The sequence below is a fragment of the Pelosinus propionicus DSM 13327 genome (genome assembly GCF_900114615.1).
In the GTDB taxonomy this organism is placed as follows: domain Bacteria; phylum Bacillota; class Negativicutes; order DSM-13327; family DSM-13327; genus Pelosinus; species Pelosinus propionicus.
In genome coordinates this window covers 48,216-67,235 of the sequence record NZ_FOTS01000001.1, presented here as the reverse complement: position 1 = coordinate 67,235, position 19,020 = coordinate 48,216, and the positions used below count along the sequence as shown (strand labels likewise).

Here is a 19,020-nt window from a genome sequence, read left to right as displayed (position 1 = left end):
TACAATTTAATATCTTTCGTGCAAAGATCTCTTTCTTGTCAATGTTCATGATATGCTTATTCATCCAGAAATATACGATCTCTACTACTCACGATTCTTAGCTAGCAGTCTACTGTAGATGTCTTCTACAAGGTTAAGGCCCCCCTTGTAGCCTACATAGGTGTGATGCAAAATCAAACGGTCGATAATGGGTAAACTTACACTAAGATGCAGACCCGATATCTCTTTTGCAATATCAAATTCCCATGAACTAGCAAGCACTAAAGGAGAGGTTAATGCTTTTATCGAACGGATCTTATCTTCAATGGCTCCTCCGTCTTGGGTAAAGGTTATCTCGGAAGAAATCTCTGGTGAAAGTTCTTTAAAGTAGCCCTCAATGGCATCTTTGTATTCCTCAGGCACATCCTCGTTAATAAACTGATGAATAGGAAAATATCCCAGTTCATTCACTAAGAATTTACTAAAGCCAAGGGCGTAAGAAGCATCATTTATATTGTAAAAGCGTTTTGGCTGATTTAGTCTGTATTCTGTAAGCACATCTGCTGCACGAACAATATAATGATAGAATTCGTCTTCCTGCTGAACAACAAATTTCTCCGTCTGCTCCGATAAAGTACCTGCGAATTCAGCGACGGTTCTCAGAAATTTTGATGTTTCTATACCGCCAACTGGCAACACTGGATAATGAAGATAAGGAGTTTGAAATTTTTCTTCCAGCAGCTCCACTATCTTAAGGCCAATATAAGGAGAAACAACTAAATTGAATTGTGCTGCGGGAATCGCCTCCAATGCCTTAATACCTCCACTATTATAACCAAACAAGATATTTGCTTTGAGTCCTATGCCTGCAAGCAATTTCTTTATTTCGTTCAAATCACCTTCCCAAAATGGATCATGCCTGGGGACACTTGCAAATACATTGACAAGTCCTTCTTCAATTTGTGCAGCAGGCTTTAAATGCTGTTTGATAATAGCTTCCAGCACAAGTTCATGCCCTTTATAAGCATCTCCCTTGAACCCTGCCGTTTCCGCATGAACAATGGGTACGCCCTGTTCTCTGAACTCGCTGACTATACTGCCTACGTCATCGCCAATAATATCAGCAGTACAACCTGTCAAGACAACGAAGAAATCGCCATCCATGATTTTCAGCGTCCCCTCAATCACATCTCTTAATTTATCTGTACCACCGAAAACTACGTCTTTTTCAATCATGTTCGTGCATGGGATCGCATCCGCCCCAGCATACCCAGCACCTTGGTATCCTCCTGCAAGAGATAAGCCTCTATGCAGCTTGGAACCACACCCAGGTCCTGCGTGTAAAATAGGAATGGCTCTTTCAATTGCCACTACCGTCTGCTGGGCTCCTAATGCACAGCCGTGGCGTGGTCCTTGTATAATTTCAGACATTTTGTTCGCTCCTTAAAAATGAATAGGTACCTTGCTTGAGCCACCAGTCTGTATAGGGTAACTTGCTGTGCTTTGCTACATTTTTGATATAAGCAGGATTAGAAATAGCATCATCGATGGATTGTCCAAAACGGATTAGCCCATCATACAGCATTTCTGTGGGCTCGTTACCGGCAAAAATAGAGGGAACTCCCAATTTTGCCGCCCAAACTGTGGCAAGGTGTCTCGTAATTGCAATATCAGGTTTATATTTGTTGATCGCATTGGTCACTTCAAAAGCTTGTTTATTGCAGACCCCAACCTTAAAATTACCGTAGGTTTCCACGCCAAATCTAAGAAAATTGAGTCGTTCATCATCATTGTCATATCTTTGGTCATGATGCCAGACACTAGTTCCCACCACCTCCATGCCAAGATCTTTAACCAAGGCAATAATACTATAAGCAAGGGGACCGCCAGCAGCAATATAAGCTGTTTTTCCTGTTAATCGCCCACGTAATCTTTCAAGATCCTCAGCAATCTTTTCCTTTTCGGAAATAATTACTTTTTCAACCTCTTCTTCTTTATGAAAAATCCGCCCTATCTCTCTTAATAATTCATCGGAGGCCTTTATACCGAAAGGAGCAGGAGCTTTGATTTCCAGCACACCAAAATGCTCCTCCAACCCAGCAGCAAGATAACTCCCCAATGTTTCGCAGTATTGTACCGTTGCCACTGCTTCTGAAATACGCTCTAGTTCCTCCACAGTTGAAAGTGGCACAATATGATTCGCTCTAAGACCAAGCTGCCGAAAAACACTTTCATACAAAAATTTATGTTCAAAACTAATGACATTAATTAAATCCGGCTGTTTTTGGCGTGCTGGTTTGACAATTTTCCGTAAGATGCTATGATTGGCCGAGTCAAAGCCTGTCGCCCAGATATTGGTGCGGAAGCCTTCACACAAGGTGGCAATTACCGGGATGCCGAATTCTTCTTCCAGTTCATTGCAAATACCAGGAACATCATCACCAATGATGGCTGATGCACAAGTAGTGGTCACAAAAATCGCTTTGGGATTGAATCTACGCTTAGCTTCCCTGATTGCTTTTTCCAGCTTGGCGCCGCCGCCATAAATCGTATCTTTTTCATCAAGATTGGTATTGAGATATTTCACATTATGTACGTTATAGCCCATTCTCTTATTACCTGTCCGAAATACACCGTTACGCATAGGAATATCACCTGCGCAACCTGCAGGACCATGCTCCACAACAGCGGCATCCTGAATCTGAGTAAGCAGATTCATTACCTGGTCAGCACTGCATGAGCCACACTGGGTAAAGGACCTTTCCCTATTGGGAATATCATTTCTACTGAGTAATTCAGCAGCATCACCTTCATAGCCAGTGATTGTTTTCAATCTGGATTCTCTTAATTCCACTGCTGGTTGGCTTAAATTTATACTCATCACCTTTTCTCCTTTTGCAACCATTTTTAAATTAAATAAAAAAAGAAAAGCCAAAGACACGTACGTCTCCAGCTTTTCTTCTGGTCAACCCATATAATTTATCCATTATATCTACACACTCATGAAACGAACAAACTATCAGGATTACTTTATACAGCTTTGTTTAAATCCGTAATTAATGCATGGATGTCGATGCCATGAGCTGCCGCTCCTTGCTCAATGTTCTCAAATCTGGCAGCAGCGCAACCAAAGCACCCCATTCCATAATTACGAAATATTGCTATGGTGTTTGGGTATTGTTCAACCACTTCGTTAATACTTTGTTCTTTGGTAATTGCCATACTAACACCTCCTTTCATAAAGAAGTATGGACTTCTTTCTAAAATAAATAGAAATAAAATTAGAGGCAGAAGTTTTCAAAAATGAAAAAATCTGCCTCTAGTTTATCCAGTCAGCAAGTTCTTGTTATTAGCTTTTTAAAAGTACTATCTCTTTTTTCGAATTATAAACGACTATATACATTCTGTCAATAGATCTTTGCTTTTTATTTTACTTCTTCAGATATAGATTATACCTAACAATCAATATATACGATTTTGATTAACTATATGCAATCGATTTCAAAAATCTTCATCTACAGGTATCCCCTTAATTCTGGTATTCCAATATCTTGCGATAATGTTCTCATCTGCTTCAAAGGCCATTTGAGGCAGTACTCCTGAAAAAGGAAACCACTGGACTTCATCCAAATCATCACCAGGGCAAAGTTCTCCACCAATAACATGAGCTACTAAAACAACTACTAAGGTATGTAAATTAGGGGTTAAATAATTAGACATTACGCTAATAATTGATTCGATCTCACTAATAAGACCTGTTTCTTCCTGAACTTCCCGTCTTGCAGCTGTTAGAAAATCTTCATCAAATTCAATAAATCCACAAGGCAAACACCATAACCCTTCTTTAAAGCTGCCATGAGCTCGTTTGCCTAAAAGCACTTTTTCATCCTTTACCAACAAGACGGATACCGCTGGCGAAGGGTTCTCATAATGAACAAAGCCACATGCAGGGCAACTCTCTCTTTCTCTCCCACCCGCTTCTTTTTTTACACATTTTTCACCGCATGCTGAGCAATAACGATTACACAAAGAATTTCTTTCTTGAAAATTGTATGCTGAAAAAACTTGTTTTACTTTCATACTTTCAAATCCCCTTATTACTACTCCTGGTCATCTACTTTTTCTTTTTTATCATTTTGCAGTTTAGTCAGAAGAATTAATCCTCCAGCCCCCAATCCTACGATCAAACCAGCACAACCACCGCCACAAGAGCCGCATACACCGGTACAGACAGCACTGGCTGCGGGCACGAAACTGGGAACCATGGATATCGCCGCCGCACTCACCCCAACTCCTAAAGACTTGATCTTTTCCTTCATTTTACTAACTCCAGCTCTGGCTCTCCAGCATTCTCTTTTTGCCAGCCACTTTCGCCGGTGCCATAGGCAAGAGCGTTTTTTGCACAAACCCCAGCGCATTGTCCGCAAGTAATACAATTATATACTTCATAAGATAAAATACCATCCTTATGACTAAGAGCACCCATTGGACATTTTTTTACGCACTGTTTGCAATTCACACATTTGCTTGGGATAAAGCGTAATTTATAAGTAAATCGAAATCGAGCACCCACACTATGTACAGCACTTTGCAGCGCTCCAACAGGGCATAAATAACTGCAAAATCCCCGTCCTCCTTTAGCCATAACACCAAAGATCCCCAGCCATAAAATAGCTGTAATAATGGCAGTAGAGCCCAAAGGACCGATATCGCCTTGTACCCCGCCAACAATCAGCCTTTCCATAAAACTATAGTTACAAAGCGCACACGCTATCGAACCAGCCAAAAAAGGCGAAAGCAGATACCCTACAAAAAATCCATATCGTATGGGAACTGGATTTACTGAACGTTGCCAATCGATTTTAAACCGCTTTGGCATCAAACGGCTAAGATATTCAGGTAACGCACCACTCGCGCAAAGGTGGGCGCAAAAGAAAGGACCTAGGAAAAAAGCCGCGCTGACCAATAATAATAAAGAAATAATGCCGACATTGAATATCTCAATACTTTGTCCTGTTAACACATTCAATAACGGAATGCGCAAACAAAAACTATGAATATCAGATGCTTGAGAGCCGCCTAACCAAACAGAAAGTGTTTTCTGGTAATAAGCAAAAGGGGCAAAAAACAAGAATAATCCTGCAAAATATCCTAAAATACGTTTTATTTCTCGCTGATTCATCTTATGATCTCCTTACTTTTCTTCGTGTGATCCATGGGATTCATGTGTTTCATGAACAGTTGACGGTGTCACTGATTTCTGATCCTGATCCAATGATTGTGAGGAATTCATGGCATAAACAGATGTATTTCCAAGCAGAGCACCGGTTTGTATGTCCACAATCTGAAGCACACCGATCTGCTGCTTCGTTTGACTGAAATGTTGATCAGCAAGATCCATTTTGACTTTCACACGCAATGTTTTTCCTGATTCCACAGTACCCATATAGATAGCAGAAGGCTTTTTAATATCAGGAGAACCAACTTCTAAAACGACCTGCTTAACAAAATCAACAGCTTCTACTTGAATAGCTAATGGATTCTTACTTTCATTTTTAATCAAATAGCTTGCTATCAATATCTGATTAGGCTGCAGCCACTTTTTAGGCATCCCTTGATCCGCTATGTCAAAAACAATACTTTGGGTGGCTGCAATAGATTCACCATTAATAGCAACGGTCGCTGCTGCCTGCTCTTTGGCTACTGCATTTTTATAATAGCCAAAACCTAAAGCAAAGGAAATACCTACAATCAATAGCATTAAAGAACTTAAATAAGACTTTTTAATGAACACTACATTATCTCCTTTCAATTTCAATATACAATTTTTCATTATACTATCTGTAATTATTTTAAAAAGAAAAAGCTAGACTTATCCCTTTATGGACAAATCCAGCCTTTAGATGCATTAACTAATCAGCTAAGAATTCTTACTTGACCTTAAGATTACCCTATAATTGCAATTAATTCTCAGTTGAATTATAAAATATTTCGTGCTTCCTGTCTATTGACTAAAAGTACTATTCTTCTCTTAGTCTGCTTTATAAAGCAGACTAGTATCTTCTTCGTTTAGAAATTTATATAGAGAGAAGCTACGGTTTTCGCCAGTAGCTTCTAATTCTTAAATTTATATATACAAAAATAAATCCATACAGTAATCGTCAGCGCTAGAAAGCCAGGAAACCCTAATATCCTATACTTGACAGAATCATAAGTGAAGACCAAAATCACTCCTCAATATCTTTAATCAAATTTGTATCGTTTTCGGTTAATGTAAGTAGCTAAATAATCTCCAGCCAATTGTACACCTTGAACAAGAATAACTAGCGTTATAATGGTGGCTAGCATAATATCATCTCGGTATCTCATATACCCAAATCGTATAGCAAGACTCCCCAGACCTCCTGCACCAATCGCTCCTGCAACCGCCGTCATGCCAGTAATGCCGATAACAGCAATCGTTAGACCACGGATAAGAGATGGCAAAGCTTCTGGAATTAATACCTTTGTAATAATGGTTAAGGGATTTGCTCCTATAGCCATCGCAGCTTCAATCTTACCAAAGCTGACTTCTTTAAGGCTATTCTCAATAATTCTTGCAATAAAAGGCGCTGCACCAATGGATAAAGGAACAATAGCTGCTGTTGCCCCCAATGTCGTCCCCACAATAAATCGAGCCAATGGAAGCAGCACAACAATTAAAATAATAGAGGGAAAGGATCGTACCACATTAATAATGGTACCTAATACTTTATTAATTCTAGGCGATTCTAGAATGTTCCCCTTTTCAGTAGCAACTAATATAATTCCCAAGGGCAATCCAAGAATCAAGGCAATAAGAGTCGATAATAATACCATATAAAGAGTTTCGCCAAGGCCAGTAAACAATAGTTCTAATACATCATCATTCAAATGCCCTCTCCCTCCTTATATACTCTTTTTTCTTGGAACCCTTGAAGAATGCTGATAAAGCGTTTAGCAGTATCACTTTCAGGATTTAAAAAGAACTTTTCCACTACTCCTGTTTCAACTATTTTTCCATGCTCAATAACAGCCATATGATTGCAAATATGTTTTAAGACGTCTAATTCATGGGTAATTAAAACAATGGTTAAACCCAGTTTTTGATTGATATCTTTTAATAATTCTAAAATGGAATAGGTTGTTTGAGGATCAAGGGCCGAAGTAGCTTCATCACTAAGCAGCACACTCGGTTCATTAGAAAGAGCACGTGCAATACCGACTCTTTGCTTTTGTCCTCCACTGAGCTGCAATGGATATGCCTTGGACTTATTCGCTAAACCAACCAGCTCCAGAATCTCTTCTACTCGAGTTTTAATTTGTTTTTTAGGGTAATTCGAAACCTGTAACGGAAAAGCTACATTTTCAAATACTGTTTTCGCATCTAATAAGTTGAATTGCTGAAAAATCATCCCAATCTTTCTTCTTGCCAATTGTAATTCTTTTTTATTCATAGCCGTAATTTCTTGACCCGCAATTACTATTTTTCCGGAATCAGGTTCTTCTAAACGATTTAGGCAGCGAATTAGAGTTGATTTACCTGCACCACTAAAGCCAATAATACCAAAGATATCTCCCTGCTGAATTTGCAGATTTACATTTTCCAGTGCAACGATTTTGGAACTGGGTGTTATATACATCTTGCTCAATTCTTGAATCCTTATCACTTACATTCAACTCTCTTTACCAACGATGATGTATTCTCCATAATCTAAACCAAAAGCCAAGTTCCCCTAATTAGAAACTTGACCACTGATTCTTATCCATTCTTAGTATTAATTATCCTCAAACAGTGCCGTACTAATATATCTTTCACCTGTATCCGGGAGTACAGCAACGATCAGCTTACCTTGGTTTTCCTGACGACTGGCAATCTGCAATGCCGCAAAAGCGCTTGCTCCCGATGAAATGCCTACGAGAATCCCTTCTTCTCTTGCTAATCGCTGAGCAATTTCTAGTGCTTCCTCATTCTTGACTTTATAGATCTCATCTACAATATCCAGATTCAATACATTCGGTAAAAATCCAGCACCAATTCCTTGAATTTTATGAGGTCCTGGCTGGCCTCCCGAAAGAACAGGGGAACCAAACGGTTCTACAGCCACGATTTTAATATTGGGATTCCGTTTTTTTAGATTTTCACCTACACCAGTGATTGTACCGCCAGTGCCCACGCCTCCCACGACAATATCAACTTTACCATTCGTATCCTCCCAAATTTCTTCTGCTGTTGTAGCTCGATGAATTTCAGGATTTGCAGGATTATTAAATTGCTGAGGTACAAAAGAATTTGGAATTTGAGCTGCTAATTCTTCTGCTTTACGCACAGCACCTTTCATCCCCTCAGCACCAGGTGTCAGTACCAACTCAGCACCGTAAACCTTAAGTAAACTGCGTCTTTCCGTACTCATTGTTTCTGGCATGGTTAAGATTAGACGATATCCTCTGGCTGCTGCAATAAGGGCCAAAGCAATCCCTGTATTGCCACTGGTTGGTTCAATGATTACAGTATCTTTTTTTATTAGTCCTTTTTCTTCTGCATCTTTGATCATGCTAAAACCAATACGGTCTTTAATACTGCCACCTGGATTGAATAATTCAAGTTTCACGACAACCTCGGCTGCCGTCCCCTCTGCCAAACGATTCAACTTTAGCAAAGGTGTCTGACCGATTAAATCTGTTACGCTGTTTGCAATTTTGGACATATATAACACTCCTCTTTAATAAGTTTTGCAGAAAGAAATAAGCACTCCTCGTTATTCTAGGCCTGCAGCTCGCTTTCATCGATATAGGAAAAGGCATCCTTGTCATACCACTCTTCAAAGTAAGGAAGGTGAACATTATCTTTTAAATTACGATTAAAAGAAGGATTCCGCAGTATTCTGGCTAAACGTCTGGCAAATTCGTAAATTCCAGTGTAGCCCAAGAATAGTTGACTCTGGTGAAACAAGGGTATTACTGGAATTCCTTGTTTGGCAGCCCACACATTCGTATTCACATGACCAACATATAAGTCAGGCTTTAAATTGTGATTTAGATTTGCCTGTTCAAAAGGTTGACCTGTTGCAACATTAAAAGGAATTTGCTTAATAATATCTTGCTCACCGAGCATTTCATCGGCAAATTGATCATAATGATATGCTCTTAGCCCAATAATCTCAAATCCCAAATAATGTAACAGCTCCGCATTGGCAACAACGCGAATTTCACCACCGCCAATTAATACTCTCTTCCCTTTGAATATATCTCTAAAGGGAGCAATGGCTTCTTCTAGTTGCTTTACTTCTTGATCGATAAAACGCTGAGCAGCCTCTTCAGCTCCAAAAAATTTAGCGATATCTAAAATCCATCGATTGGTATATTGAACGCCAATGGGAATCGTACGAAGAATAAAAGGAATACCATACTTCTCTTTTAAATGTTCTACGAAATAATCATCATGAGTAGCACAAATACTTACATTTAAAGCAGCTTCAGTGGCTTTTTGAAAATCATCTGGATGAGCATAACAAGGAAGAATATTTAATTCCAAATCAATCGCTTTCAATAAGCGAACTAATTCATACTCATCAATACGGCTCATGGAAGAAACATTCAATACATTGACAGTACGACTCGCGCGGTACTTTTCTTGCAATGTTTCTAATTCAGTTTTTTCATCCTGAATGATCTTCTCATGAGGTATTAAGTTGCGAAGTATGCCATGATAGACAGCATCATAAGCACTGGCCATGATCTTCGTCTTAAATCCTTCGCAATGAACAGGGACGATTTTGGCTTTGACTTCTTTTTGTGCCTGCTCAACAACACCATCGATATCATCACCAATAATCGCTGGTACGCAGCTATTTACAATGATAATCGCACTGGGACGAAACTCCTTTTCTGCATGCAATATAGCGTCTCGTAGTCTAGACTCTCCCCCTTGAACAACCTCGTTTTCCCCCATATTTGTGTTCACCCATATGAGTCCTCGGGCATTGCTATCCCGCAATTTTTGAAACCCCTTATTCACACCGGCTTGGGCTAGACTAGCACCGCCGCAGCCAACCGGACCATGAACAATGACGACAGCATCCCGAATGGTATTGATAATTGCCAAACTTAGATTCAGTTGACACCCTTGAGTTTGAGAAAACTTTCTTTTAATCCCATTCAGGCATCCTTTTTTAGACTTCTCTACCAAATTTCCACAAGATCCACCATATGCATTACAAGCCCGCAATCGTTCTTCCCGCACAGGTGGTGCTTTTTCTTTAATATAATCCATATATAAAACCTCCTCTTATCTGCTACCTACTAATAATCCTATAACATCTTCAATTAAACGTAAGGACCCACTATAGCCTAAATAGGCACGATCCAAAACAACTCGGTTGGATATGGGATAGGATACACTTAAATGAGCAGCTCCTAGGCTATCGGAAAATTCTCTGTCCAAGCTGCTGCCAAAAACGAATGCGGGACTAAACGCATTAAAATAGCGATTATTATTATTACGCGGCCATGCTTTATTAAAATGTTTGCTCACATTGGAAGTATCCGTATCAAACACCACTTTGGGAATGACACCGGATGAAAACGTAGTAAATTTCTTTGCGACCAGCTTTTCCTCATCTTCGGAAAGAAGATCTGTAATTACAACTAATTCCGGCAGCCATCCTAAATCATCAGCAATAAATCTTGTTAGTGCTGGAGCATAATTTGCATCTGCAACCACTACGCTATAACGTTGAAAATCCAAATCATTATATACATCAGCCAATCGTTCTACATAGCTGTAATAACGGGCTTTTTCTTCTGCTATTACAGTTGAAATCAGCAGTTCATCAACCCCTAGCGCTTTGCCTACTGTCTCTAAGAATTCTTTTGTACCAGCAGGACCAATCGGCAAGTTTGCAACAATATAGGGAACGCCATGAACTTCTTCAAATATTTTCGCTGATTTAACACCATAGACATCGGACACCACAATATTTAAATGAGCTTCGCCAGCTTGTTTTAAATTTTCAATGGTTTCTCCTTCACCAAAAAAGGTATTTACTTTATAGCCTAATTTTTGAATTAAATCTTTTAATACATTTAAGTTTCCTTTCCAAAATACATCCTGGATGGGAACCAGACCGAATAAGTTTACGATCTTTTTATTTTTTACTGGTCTTTTTTCCACAAAATCTCTAAATAATGTACTCAGAACAATATCATATCCGGTGTAGGCATTTCCTTTAAATCCTCCTGTTTCAGCAGCAAAAACCGGCTTTCCCTGCTGATTAAATCTTCTAGCAACTGACACTGCATCATCGCCGATAATATCTACCATACACCCTGTAACAACAAAATATAGATCTCCATCAACAATTTCTAAGGTACTAGCGATTTGTTCCTCTAATCGCTCCTCACCACCAAATACAATGTCTCTTTCAAAAACATTGGAACTGGGTAATGCCTGCCCAGCACAATATCCGCTTCCCAAGTAGCCAGCAGCGCCATTTAATGCATTGCCAAAATTGCCGCCGCAGCCAGCAGCTGCATGAATAATTGAGATCGCTCTCGGTAGTGCTTTTAAAGTTGACACCGCCCCTCCCATAGTACATAAATAACGTGGTCTGTCGATAAAATTGCTCATATACTTGCCTCCATAATCATTACTCTCTGCAAATGGATTGCATCAATAAGTTAGAAAATATTATTTTCTAATTAATAAAAAAAGCAAAGAAAATTCCTTTCTATACAGAAAGAATTTTCTTTGCCTTCGGCATGGTCTGCCGATCAGTCAACTTCATTATAGATTAATATTCCTTATTATTCTTCTAGCTAATACCAATTTTAAAAAATAAAAAAGCTAAAGCATTCTGCTAGCAGCAAAATACTTTAGCCTTCAGCTTCTCTGATCAGCTAGAATATAATAACATTTACTTCATTATACAGCAATTTATTTTCTTGTCAAGAGCCTTCTTACTGGAAATCCGACAAAAGAAACATTAAATTACCCTACCTTATCAACTCTGCACTGTCCGCAATCGCGCACCTGCTGTCGTCCTAATTGACAACGCTTTCTCATTTCGTTAATTTCTTGTTCACTCACTTGAGGATTTTCTGCAAAGCTGCTTCCAGGAGCAGGAATAAGAGGAATAATATTAATAATGAAAGCCCCCAGCTCTTTCATTTTTTTTACAACATCTGGGATATGCTGATCGTTAATGCCTTTTAACATAACAACATTGATTTTTATTAATACACCATGATCAGCAAGATACTCAATACCTGCTAACTGCTGTTTATAAAGCAACTGTGCTGCTTCTAAGCCTTCATATTTCATCCCTTCGTAGAGTACAAATTTATAAATTTGCGCTCCGATCACGGGATTGACGGCATTTATGGTAACGGTTACATGATGAATTCCCAACTGAACAATCTCTGGTGCATATTTTGCTAATAATAAGCCATTTGTAGATAAACAAAATACAATGTCCGGATCTATCTTTTTAATTTGTTCTATCGTTTCTTTTGTCTGCTGCCAATCCGCTAAGGCATCTCCCGGACCTGCAATGCCTACCACGTCAAGTTCTGCGATTTTGCCTTTTACGCCACGATAATTTTCGATGGCAAGAGCAGGAGTTAAGTTTTCACTCGTTACACCAGGGCGGTTTTCATTGATGCAATCAAAGCTGCGATTACAATAATTGCACTGTATATTGCACGTCGGTGCCACTGGCAAATGCATAACAGCAAACTGTTGGTGCACTTCTACAGAATAGCAGGGATGTTTTTGTGTCTGTTCTAAAATAGAAAGAGGAATATTGCTAAAGCAAGAATTTCTCATTGTATCACCTCATTTACTTTTACTGTATATTTAACTAATATCAATTGTACCCGCATCATAAGCATAGTGATCCAAAATTGCCATTCCTGATAATACATGCTCATCTGTAATTTAACAATTAGATTCGGTGCTTTTTTTATCATTAGACACGTTACTCCCAACCTCCTAAAGCCGTCTCTCATGTCTATCCCAGAAAGCCTCCTTTATATGCCCGCTCCATCAATTCCTTCAAATTCATGGATGCGTCTTTTTTCTGTTTTCTCCAAATGATCCACTTGCCCACTATCTAAACGAATGATCAGCTGACCATAACGAATATCTTGCAGTTCTGTTAATATCCGTACGCAAAGAGGATGTTCCTCTTTAGGCTTCTCAATTTTCACATAACTTCCTTGGCGACTCTTGGCTGTAATTGTAAATCTTTCTGTTTTCTCCATTTTAACAACATATCCATCTTGTACCGATACGATCAAAAATCCAGTATAAGCCGTATGTAAAAAATAATTAATAATTTCTAATACTTGAATTGGTTGAGATTCGGTTGAATTAGGTTCCTTGCTAAGGCATTTCGACATGCAAATTCCTCCTAATTTAAGGGCAATTTTTATATTCATAAAATAAAAAAGGCAAAGAGCTTTCCCAAAAAGGAAACTTCTTTGCCTTTAGGTTTCACCTAATCAGCACTATGACCTACGATACAGCTGGAGAAAAAGATGTGTTATTTAAACACAAATTTAGCCGTATTAACATTTCTCTTCTATCGATTTACGATAATGGCACTAATTAGATCCTCAATCAGCCGCAAACCGCCCTGGTAGCCAGTATAACCTCTGTCAATTACGGCTCTATTGGATACTGGAAAACTAATACTCAAATGCGCAGCACCTAACTCCTGTGCCAATGGCCGATCTAATGAGCTGCCGACAACAAATGCAGGAGATAATGCATTTACATATTTTCCATATTGCGTTTTGCTACCTTCCCAATGATCTTTAATACATTTTGCAATATCTGTCGAATCACCTTTGAAGATAATTTTAGGTATACGTCCTGACTTCAGACTCGATAATCGATTTATGATGCGCTCCTGTTGTTCCTCGATTAATGTATCCGTAATAACAATCACCTGTGGCAACCATCCAAAATCATTTTCAAGAAAGGCAGTAATGGCCGTTGCATAATTAGAGTCTCCCACAACAGCTGCATATCGCTGCAGATCCATATCATTGTAGCAATCAGTAAGAGGTTCAAGCAGTTTATAATAGCGTTGATTTTCAGTAGTAATAACCTCTTCAATCAAAGCCTCCCTTAGACTTAACGCTTCACCAACCCTTCGCAGAAACAAATCACTCGCACTAGGTCCAATCGGCAAGGGACTCACTAGATAAGGTATTCCATGTAGTTCCTGGCTAATTTCGGCAGCTTGCCAGCCTAATACATCGGAAACAACGATATTGAGCTGGGCACTGCTTGCCTGACGAATTCCATCAAGATGATCATCCACTGTAAAGAATGTGTTTACTTCCAATCCCAATCTGCTTAAAAGCTGGCGTAATCCTTCTAAATTACCTCGCCAAAAGACATCAAAAGATGGAGCAATACCCCATAGATTGACCCTGCCTTTAACAGTTGCTTCACCACGAGTGACATAATTCTTTAAAATGCTTTCAAGAACAATTTCATATCCTAGGTATGAATTGCCCTTAAAGCCCCCTGTCTCAGCAGAGATAATTTGGGTTTCATCATTTTGAAAAGGAGCTATGACAGAATCCACATCATCACCAATAATCTCTGCCACACAGCTCGTTAAGACGACATACAAGTCAGCATCCATTACTTTCAGCGTATTTTGAATCTGTTCTTCAAGTCGATCTGAGCCACCAAAAACAACTTCTCGTTCTTGAACATTCGTCCCAGGTATACTAATACCGCCGCAATATCCGCCTACCTGAAGTCCACATCCTCCCATCTGCGTCCAAGCCGTGTTCCCAGCACAACCAGGAGGAGCATGTAATATATGTACTGCTCGCGGCAAAGCCGTAACTGTCGCGATGGCACCTCCTAAGGCACAAGTAAATCGTGGTCTTTCAATAAAATGTTTCATTAGACTTCCCCTTCCGATTGTTTGATATGTGCAAATGGATCTTGTTGATACCAATCTTCAGAATAGGGAAGCTGTACCCATTTACTAATATTTTGATTAAATCCCGGGTTGGTTAGTTGCCTGTATAAACGGCGGGCTAGCTGATAGGCTCCCTGATAACCAATGAACTGCAGTCCGACATTATAAATTACATTCGTTGCAATCCCCAATTTTGCGGCTGTAGAATTACCATTCATATGCCCAAGAAAAAGATCGGGTTTTACACGGCGTATGAGATTCGCCTCTTCAAAGGGCTGGCAGTTTGCAATATTTAAAGGGAAATCCTTTGCCGTAATCTTACTTAATTTCTCGTATTCGGAATCAGCAAATTCATCATGATGAAAAGACCGGACCGCCACTACTTCAAAGCCAAGTTCCGCTAATAAGATAGCAGTGGCCAATGCCCGGAATTCTCCAGCACTAACAAAAACTTTTTTACCTCTAAAAAATTCTTTAAATTCTTGCAGTGCTGTTTCTAACTCTGCTTCTTCTTCTGCAATAATTTTTTCTACCTGATTTTCTAGTTGAAAAAAGGCAGCTACATTTCTTAGCCATTCACTTGTATTGCCGATACCGATCGGCATATGTTTTAACACAAAAGGAATCCCATATTTTTCTTGCAAGTGTTTTAATAAGTAATCATCATGAGTGGGACATGTGCTAATCGAAAGATCTGCATGGGTCATGGCATACATTTTCTCAGGTTTAGAAAATACGGGAAAGATATTAACCTCTAATCCTAAAGCACGTAATAATCGTTCCAATTCAACTTCATCTACCCGACCCATAGAAGAAACATTCATAAGATTTACGGTAGGCTTTTCCGGCTTTTTTAAAGCTATATTTTTAGATGTATCCTGCAGCATGACCCTGCCAATAGCATGATACACCGCATCATAGGCTGTAGCCCAAATCTTTGTTTTAAATCCTTCACAATGTACTGGAAGAATATTAGCAGACACCTCAGATTGAATACGCTGAGCAACACCATCAACGTCATCACCGATAATCCCTGGAACACAGCCAGCTACAACAAAGATAATCATGGGCTTATAATGTTCATCAATTTCGCGAATAGCAGCTTCTAATTTCTCTTCACCCCCGCAGATTACATCGCTCTCATTTAAAGCTGTAGAAAGCCATGTGCCATCTTTAATCACACCCCAGCGGTGATTATTTCCAGCTCGAACCCCTACATTTCCACCATGAGAAGAAGATCCGCATCCCACTGCTCCATGCATTAGCACCACACTATTCGGTATGCTATTCATCATTCCTAAGGCTGGTAGCAATAAGCAGATATTATTTTGGGTAAATGTCCTCTCTCCATCTGGTACACAACATCTCATTTTCCGATTCTTCATATCCGATAAGGTCCCACCACTGGCAATGCATGCATTTAAGCGATGTTCCCGTCTTGGCGGTTCTTTCAGCAAAAAATAACTCATCATGTATCCTCCTCTTCTAAAATATTATTAAAAGTTCTATGGCCATCAGCAAATCTAATATGTAAATACAAGAAAAATACGGTTTGAATCAAATCTTTCTGATAAAAAAGACTGAAGACAAAGAAAATAATCCATTTTCTTTGCCTTCAGTCTCCTGATCAGCCACACGACACTAATTTTTGGTTTTACTCTAACATAAAACTTTCTAATAGTCAATTTTTTTATCTAAAGAACTAAACCGCTTTAAGACTTCCATCTACTGCTAAAAATAGTTGCTATATGCGATGAAGTAATTCATTTGCGAAATTACTGATACCAGGATTACCATGCTTTATAGCATCTGCCAGACAGTCCCTAAACTTAGGAAAAATCCATTCCTTTTGCATAGCCAATTTATGAAGAGAATCAATGGAATTCTTAACAATATCCTCATCTTCTTGTGTCTCAATCCATTGACTAAGCAATACAACCACTTGTTTCATCTCCCATGCGTCCCACATCATGCGCCCATAGAGCACAGCAACTTCCCGGCGTACTCCAGGCTGATTGATCTTCGAGAATTCATTAAGTAACACTCTTCTATAAGGCGTCAAAAATAAAGGACGAACACGTGTCACTTTTTCTACCATAGAAGCAGCTTGCATCTTAATACAAGGATCTTCGTACAATACCCCTCGCATAATTTCACTCAGAATAAGAGGATCGCTAGCCGCAACCTCCAATAAACTTTCTACAAAGTTACGTGCCTCTTCACTATCCTCCACTACAATTTCCCACGGTATCAACAAAACTAAATTCCTCCTTAAAAGTGGCTTTCTGCTTCTTTATAATCATACCTGCAAAATTTTAGCTAGCATGTTTACTATCTTCAAATAACAATGTAGAATAATGAAAGAAGAAGTTTAAATGAATACAATAATGATTCATATCATCATTTCTTTACTATTCGCAAATAAAAGAGAAGTATCCTGCATACCTTATGTCCGACCTTATATTTTTTTAGAATTGTTATTATACTAGACTCTACTCTTTATTCGATAGCTGCAAAAATATTGCAATATATAAAGATGGTAATATTCGTATCATTTATAATAAAAGAACCATTATAAAGAAGGAGAATTCATATTATGGAATTAAACCAGGGCAAAGAAAACGAGACTCTTTTATTGTGTGAAGCATCTTTAATTGAGGATATGAAATTAGCAGTTGATGCTGAAATGCTACCTACCCAATTTACTCTATCAGATATAAAAAAATGGATGGTAGATGATCAAATCAAAAGACCAGACGGTACACACTATCCTGAAATAACAACTGAATTGCTGTACAACTACTCTAAGCACACTCCAATAACCAAAAAGCGAAGACTGAAAGTTCTTTATACTAATTCAAATTCCAGCTTTTTTTCCTTTAATCCCTTTTGATAAATCTGAAATAAATAAGATACAATCAAAAAATAAAGTGGCTACCAATTGGCAGCCACTTTATTTTTTGATGGAAAAACATTGATTCGTTATTTGAAGGCAATACATAGAACCACAACGACACAAAAAGTCTCATCTTTAAAGAATGAACAGCGTTTTTCCTTAGGTTCTGGAAATATATTTTCGAATGTCCACTGCAACCGCTGAGACAATAATGAGACCTTTTATTATAAGCTGCCAATAAGGGTTCATTCCAACAAAGGTTAAACCATAGTTTATAACAGTAAAAATTACTACTCCTACCAATATGCCTGGCACTGTGCCAATACCGCCAGTTGTAGAAACACCACCTACTACACAAGCGGCAATTGCATCTAACTCATACATATTACCATAATTGTTAGTCGCACCACCTGTTCTTGCAGCTTCCAACACACCAGCAAAACCATAAAGGGCTCCGGCAATTGCATAGATCATAATCAGATTAAGACCAACATTAATTCCCGAAACTTTTGCAGCATTAATATTACCGCCAATGGCATACATATTTTTCCCCAGCTTTGTTTTGTTGAAGATTACCCAAACAACAAAAGCTACGATCAGGGCTATCAGCACGATATAGGGAATCGCATAGGGACCACTACCAATTGAACCCGAGCCGATGATTGTAAAATCAGGTCTTAAGCCACCAATTGGCTGTGATTCATTTGGCTTCATATCAAAATAAATCGAATTAACACCATAAACCATAACGTAGGTACCTAATGTTGCAATGAAGGGAGGTACACTAAATTTAGCTACAATCCACCCATTGAGTATACCTACAATAAGACCGCCGATAACAGCTACGAGAATGGGTATCCAAATTGGCAAATCAGGCAGATTTGGAAAAAACCTTCGCGAGTAGTCTGCAATTTGCAGCATGGAACCGGATAATACTGCAGCCAGACCTACTACACGTCCAGCGGAAAGATCAACCCCTGCAGTTATCAATACAAAGCCAGCACCAAGAGCAATGATTACCCGAGTGGAAGACTGCATTAGAATATCACGCAAGGTATTTATTGATAAAAAATTTGAATTATAGATGGCAATTGCTATGATAAGAACAATTAGAACACCATAGATTGCATATTGCAAAAAGAATTCATTCAATTTTTTCGTATCAAAGTTCATTTTTTA

20 protein-coding genes are annotated in these 19,020 nt (G+C 38.9%); 1 reads left to right on the top strand and 19 read right to left on the bottom strand.

The window, feature by feature from the left end; genetic code table 11:
- Positions 1-84 precede the first annotated feature (84 nt).
- The 18 genes from BMZ99_RS00325 to BMZ99_RS00240 form a co-directional block, all read right to left on the bottom strand.
- Positions 85-1,410 carry a nitrogenase component 1 gene (locus tag BMZ99_RS00325; RefSeq protein ID WP_090931817.1) on the bottom strand — a complete coding sequence of 442 codons (1,326 nt, stop codon included), beginning with the start codon at positions 1,408-1,410 and terminating at the stop codon, positions 85-87.
- Positions 1,403-2,860, bottom strand: coding sequence for a nitrogenase component 1 (locus tag BMZ99_RS00320; protein ID WP_245754745.1), 1,458 nt, complete (start codon positions 2,858-2,860; stop codon positions 1,403-1,405). The genes BMZ99_RS00325 and BMZ99_RS00320 overlap by 8 nt, the downstream gene beginning before the upstream one ends.
- Positions 2,861-3,009: 149 nt before the next feature.
- Positions 3,010-3,201, bottom strand: a complete 192-nt coding sequence (locus BMZ99_RS00315; RefSeq protein ID WP_007936428.1) for a DUF1858 domain-containing protein — start codon at positions 3,199-3,201, stop codon at positions 3,010-3,012.
- A gap of 279 nt (positions 3,202-3,480) precedes the next feature.
- Positions 3,481-4,059, bottom strand: a complete 579-nt coding sequence (locus BMZ99_RS00310; protein WP_090931815.1) for an NUDIX hydrolase — start codon at positions 4,057-4,059, stop codon at positions 3,481-3,483.
- A gap of 20 nt (positions 4,060-4,079) precedes the next feature.
- Positions 4,080-4,298 (bottom strand): hypothetical protein, encoded by a 219-nt coding sequence (locus tag BMZ99_RS00305; RefSeq protein WP_090931814.1) that lies wholly within the window; start codon positions 4,296-4,298, stop codon positions 4,080-4,082.
- A complete protein-coding gene (locus tag BMZ99_RS00300; protein ID WP_090931813.1) occupies positions 4,295-5,161 on the bottom strand; it encodes a 4Fe-4S binding protein in 867 nt (288 codons plus the stop codon). The genes BMZ99_RS00305 and BMZ99_RS00300 overlap by 4 nt, the downstream gene beginning before the upstream one ends.
- A 12-nt stretch (positions 5,162-5,173) precedes the next feature.
- A complete protein-coding gene (locus BMZ99_RS00295; RefSeq protein ID WP_090931812.1) occupies positions 5,174-5,773 on the bottom strand; it encodes a hypothetical protein in 600 nt (199 codons plus the stop codon).
- 449 nt (positions 5,774-6,222) lie between these two features.
- Positions 6,223-6,891, bottom strand: a complete 669-nt coding sequence (locus BMZ99_RS00290) for a methionine ABC transporter permease (RefSeq protein WP_007936423.1) — start codon at positions 6,889-6,891, stop codon at positions 6,223-6,225.
- Positions 6,888-7,640, bottom strand: coding sequence for a methionine ABC transporter ATP-binding protein (locus BMZ99_RS00285; protein ID WP_245754744.1), 753 nt, complete (start codon positions 7,638-7,640; stop codon positions 6,888-6,890). The genes BMZ99_RS00290 and BMZ99_RS00285 overlap by 4 nt, the downstream gene beginning before the upstream one ends.
- A gap of 135 nt (positions 7,641-7,775) precedes the next feature.
- Complete coding sequence (cysK, locus tag BMZ99_RS00280; RefSeq protein ID WP_090931808.1) at positions 7,776-8,705, bottom strand: cysteine synthase A; 930 nt, start codon at positions 8,703-8,705, stop codon at positions 7,776-7,778.
- A 56-nt stretch (positions 8,706-8,761) separates the two neighbouring features.
- Positions 8,762-10,270, bottom strand: coding sequence for a nitrogenase component 1 (locus BMZ99_RS00275; RefSeq protein WP_090931806.1), 1,509 nt, complete (start codon positions 10,268-10,270; stop codon positions 8,762-8,764).
- Between the two features lie 15 nt (positions 10,271-10,285).
- Entirely contained in the window at positions 10,286-11,626 is a 1,341-nt protein-coding gene (locus BMZ99_RS00270; protein ID WP_090931804.1) for a nitrogenase component 1, read from the bottom strand.
- Between the two features lie 360 nt (positions 11,627-11,986).
- Positions 11,987-12,823: a nitrogenase cofactor biosynthesis protein NifB gene (nifB, locus tag BMZ99_RS00265; RefSeq protein WP_090931802.1), complete on the bottom strand. Its 837-nt coding sequence runs from the start codon at positions 12,821-12,823 to the stop codon at positions 11,987-11,989.
- The gene (locus BMZ99_RS26140; RefSeq protein WP_175490439.1) at positions 12,820-12,966 is read right to left on the bottom strand and encodes a hypothetical protein; all 147 of its coding nucleotides are present in this window, start codon (positions 12,964-12,966) and stop codon (positions 12,820-12,822) included. Before BMZ99_RS26140 ends, nifB begins: the two co-directional genes overlap by 4 nt.
- Positions 12,967-13,026: 60 nt before the next feature.
- Positions 13,027-13,398, bottom strand: a complete 372-nt coding sequence (locus BMZ99_RS00255) for a DUF2292 domain-containing protein (protein WP_090931799.1) — start codon at positions 13,396-13,398, stop codon at positions 13,027-13,029.
- A 182-nt stretch (positions 13,399-13,580) separates the two neighbouring features.
- Entirely contained in the window at positions 13,581-14,927 is a 1,347-nt protein-coding gene (locus BMZ99_RS00250) for a nitrogenase component 1 (protein WP_090931797.1), read from the bottom strand.
- On the bottom strand, positions 14,927-16,417 hold the full coding sequence (locus tag BMZ99_RS26850) for a nitrogenase component 1 (RefSeq protein ID WP_245754743.1): 1,491 nt from the start codon (positions 16,415-16,417) through the stop codon (positions 14,927-14,929). The genes BMZ99_RS00250 and BMZ99_RS26850 overlap by 1 nt, the downstream gene beginning before the upstream one ends.
- A 272-nt stretch (positions 16,418-16,689) precedes the next feature.
- A complete protein-coding gene (locus BMZ99_RS00240) occupies positions 16,690-17,202 on the bottom strand; it encodes a hypothetical protein (RefSeq protein ID WP_090931793.1) in 513 nt (170 codons plus the stop codon).
- Between the two features lie 339 nt (positions 17,203-17,541).
- Between BMZ99_RS00240 and BMZ99_RS00235 the strand changes: the two genes are divergently transcribed.
- Positions 17,542-17,838: a hypothetical protein gene (locus BMZ99_RS00235; protein WP_090931791.1), complete on the top strand. Its 297-nt coding sequence runs from the start codon at positions 17,542-17,544 to the stop codon at positions 17,836-17,838.
- Between the two features lie 162 nt (positions 17,839-18,000).
- Here BMZ99_RS00235 and mglC read toward each other — a convergent pair whose 3' ends face one another.
- Complete coding sequence (gene mglC, locus BMZ99_RS00230) at positions 18,001-19,014, bottom strand: galactose/methyl galactoside ABC transporter permease MglC (RefSeq protein WP_090931789.1); 1,014 nt, start codon at positions 19,012-19,014, stop codon at positions 18,001-18,003.
- Positions 19,015-19,020: the final 6 nt, after the last annotated feature.

Excerpts from the sequence above, each read along its gene's own strand:
- BMZ99_RS00325 (WP_090931817.1), bottom strand. The coding sequence starts at position 1,410 with ATGTCTGAAATTATACAAGGACCACGCCACGGCTGTGCATTAGGAGCC.
- BMZ99_RS00320 (WP_245754745.1), bottom strand. The coding sequence starts at position 2,860 with ATGAGTATAAATTTAAGCCAACCAGCAGTGGAATTAAGAGAATCCAGA.
- BMZ99_RS00315 (WP_007936428.1), bottom strand. The coding sequence starts at position 3,201 with ATGGCAATTACCAAAGAACAAAGTATTAACGAAGTGGTTGAACAATAC.
- BMZ99_RS00310 (WP_090931815.1), bottom strand. The coding sequence starts at position 4,059 with ATGAAAGTAAAACAAGTTTTTTCAGCATACAATTTTCAAGAAAGAAAT.
- BMZ99_RS00305 (WP_090931814.1), bottom strand. The coding sequence starts at position 4,298 with ATGAAGGAAAAGATCAAGTCTTTAGGAGTTGGGGTGAGTGCGGCGGCG.
- BMZ99_RS00300 (WP_090931813.1), bottom strand. The coding sequence starts at position 5,161 with ATGAATCAGCGAGAAATAAAACGTATTTTAGGATATTTTGCAGGATTA.
- BMZ99_RS00285 (WP_245754744.1), bottom strand. The coding sequence starts at position 7,640 with ATGTATATAACACCCAGTTCCAAAATCGTTGCACTGGAAAATGTAAAT.
- cysK (WP_090931808.1), bottom strand. The coding sequence starts at position 8,705 with ATGTCCAAAATTGCAAACAGCGTAACAGATTTAATCGGTCAGACACCT.
- BMZ99_RS00275 (WP_090931806.1), bottom strand. The coding sequence starts at position 10,270 with ATGGATTATATTAAAGAAAAAGCACCACCTGTGCGGGAAGAACGATTG.
- BMZ99_RS00270 (WP_090931804.1), bottom strand. The coding sequence starts at position 11,626 with ATGAGCAATTTTATCGACAGACCACGTTATTTATGTACTATGGGAGGG.
- nifB (WP_090931802.1), bottom strand. The coding sequence starts at position 12,823 with ATGAGAAATTCTTGCTTTAGCAATATTCCTCTTTCTATTTTAGAACAG.
- BMZ99_RS26140 (WP_175490439.1), bottom strand. The coding sequence starts at position 12,966 with ATGATAAAAAAAGCACCGAATCTAATTGTTAAATTACAGATGAGCATG.
- BMZ99_RS00255 (WP_090931799.1), bottom strand. The coding sequence starts at position 13,398 with ATGTCGAAATGCCTTAGCAAGGAACCTAATTCAACCGAATCTCAACCA.
- BMZ99_RS00250 (WP_090931797.1), bottom strand. The coding sequence starts at position 14,927 with ATGAAACATTTTATTGAAAGACCACGATTTACTTGTGCCTTAGGAGGT.
- BMZ99_RS26850 (WP_245754743.1), bottom strand. The coding sequence starts at position 16,417 with ATGATGAGTTATTTTTTGCTGAAAGAACCGCCAAGACGGGAACATCGC.
- BMZ99_RS00235 (WP_090931791.1), top strand. The coding sequence starts at position 17,542 with ATGGAATTAAACCAGGGCAAAGAAAACGAGACTCTTTTATTGTGTGAA.
- mglC (WP_090931789.1), bottom strand. The coding sequence starts at position 19,014 with ATGAACTTTGATACGAAAAAATTGAATGAATTCTTTTTGCAATATGCA.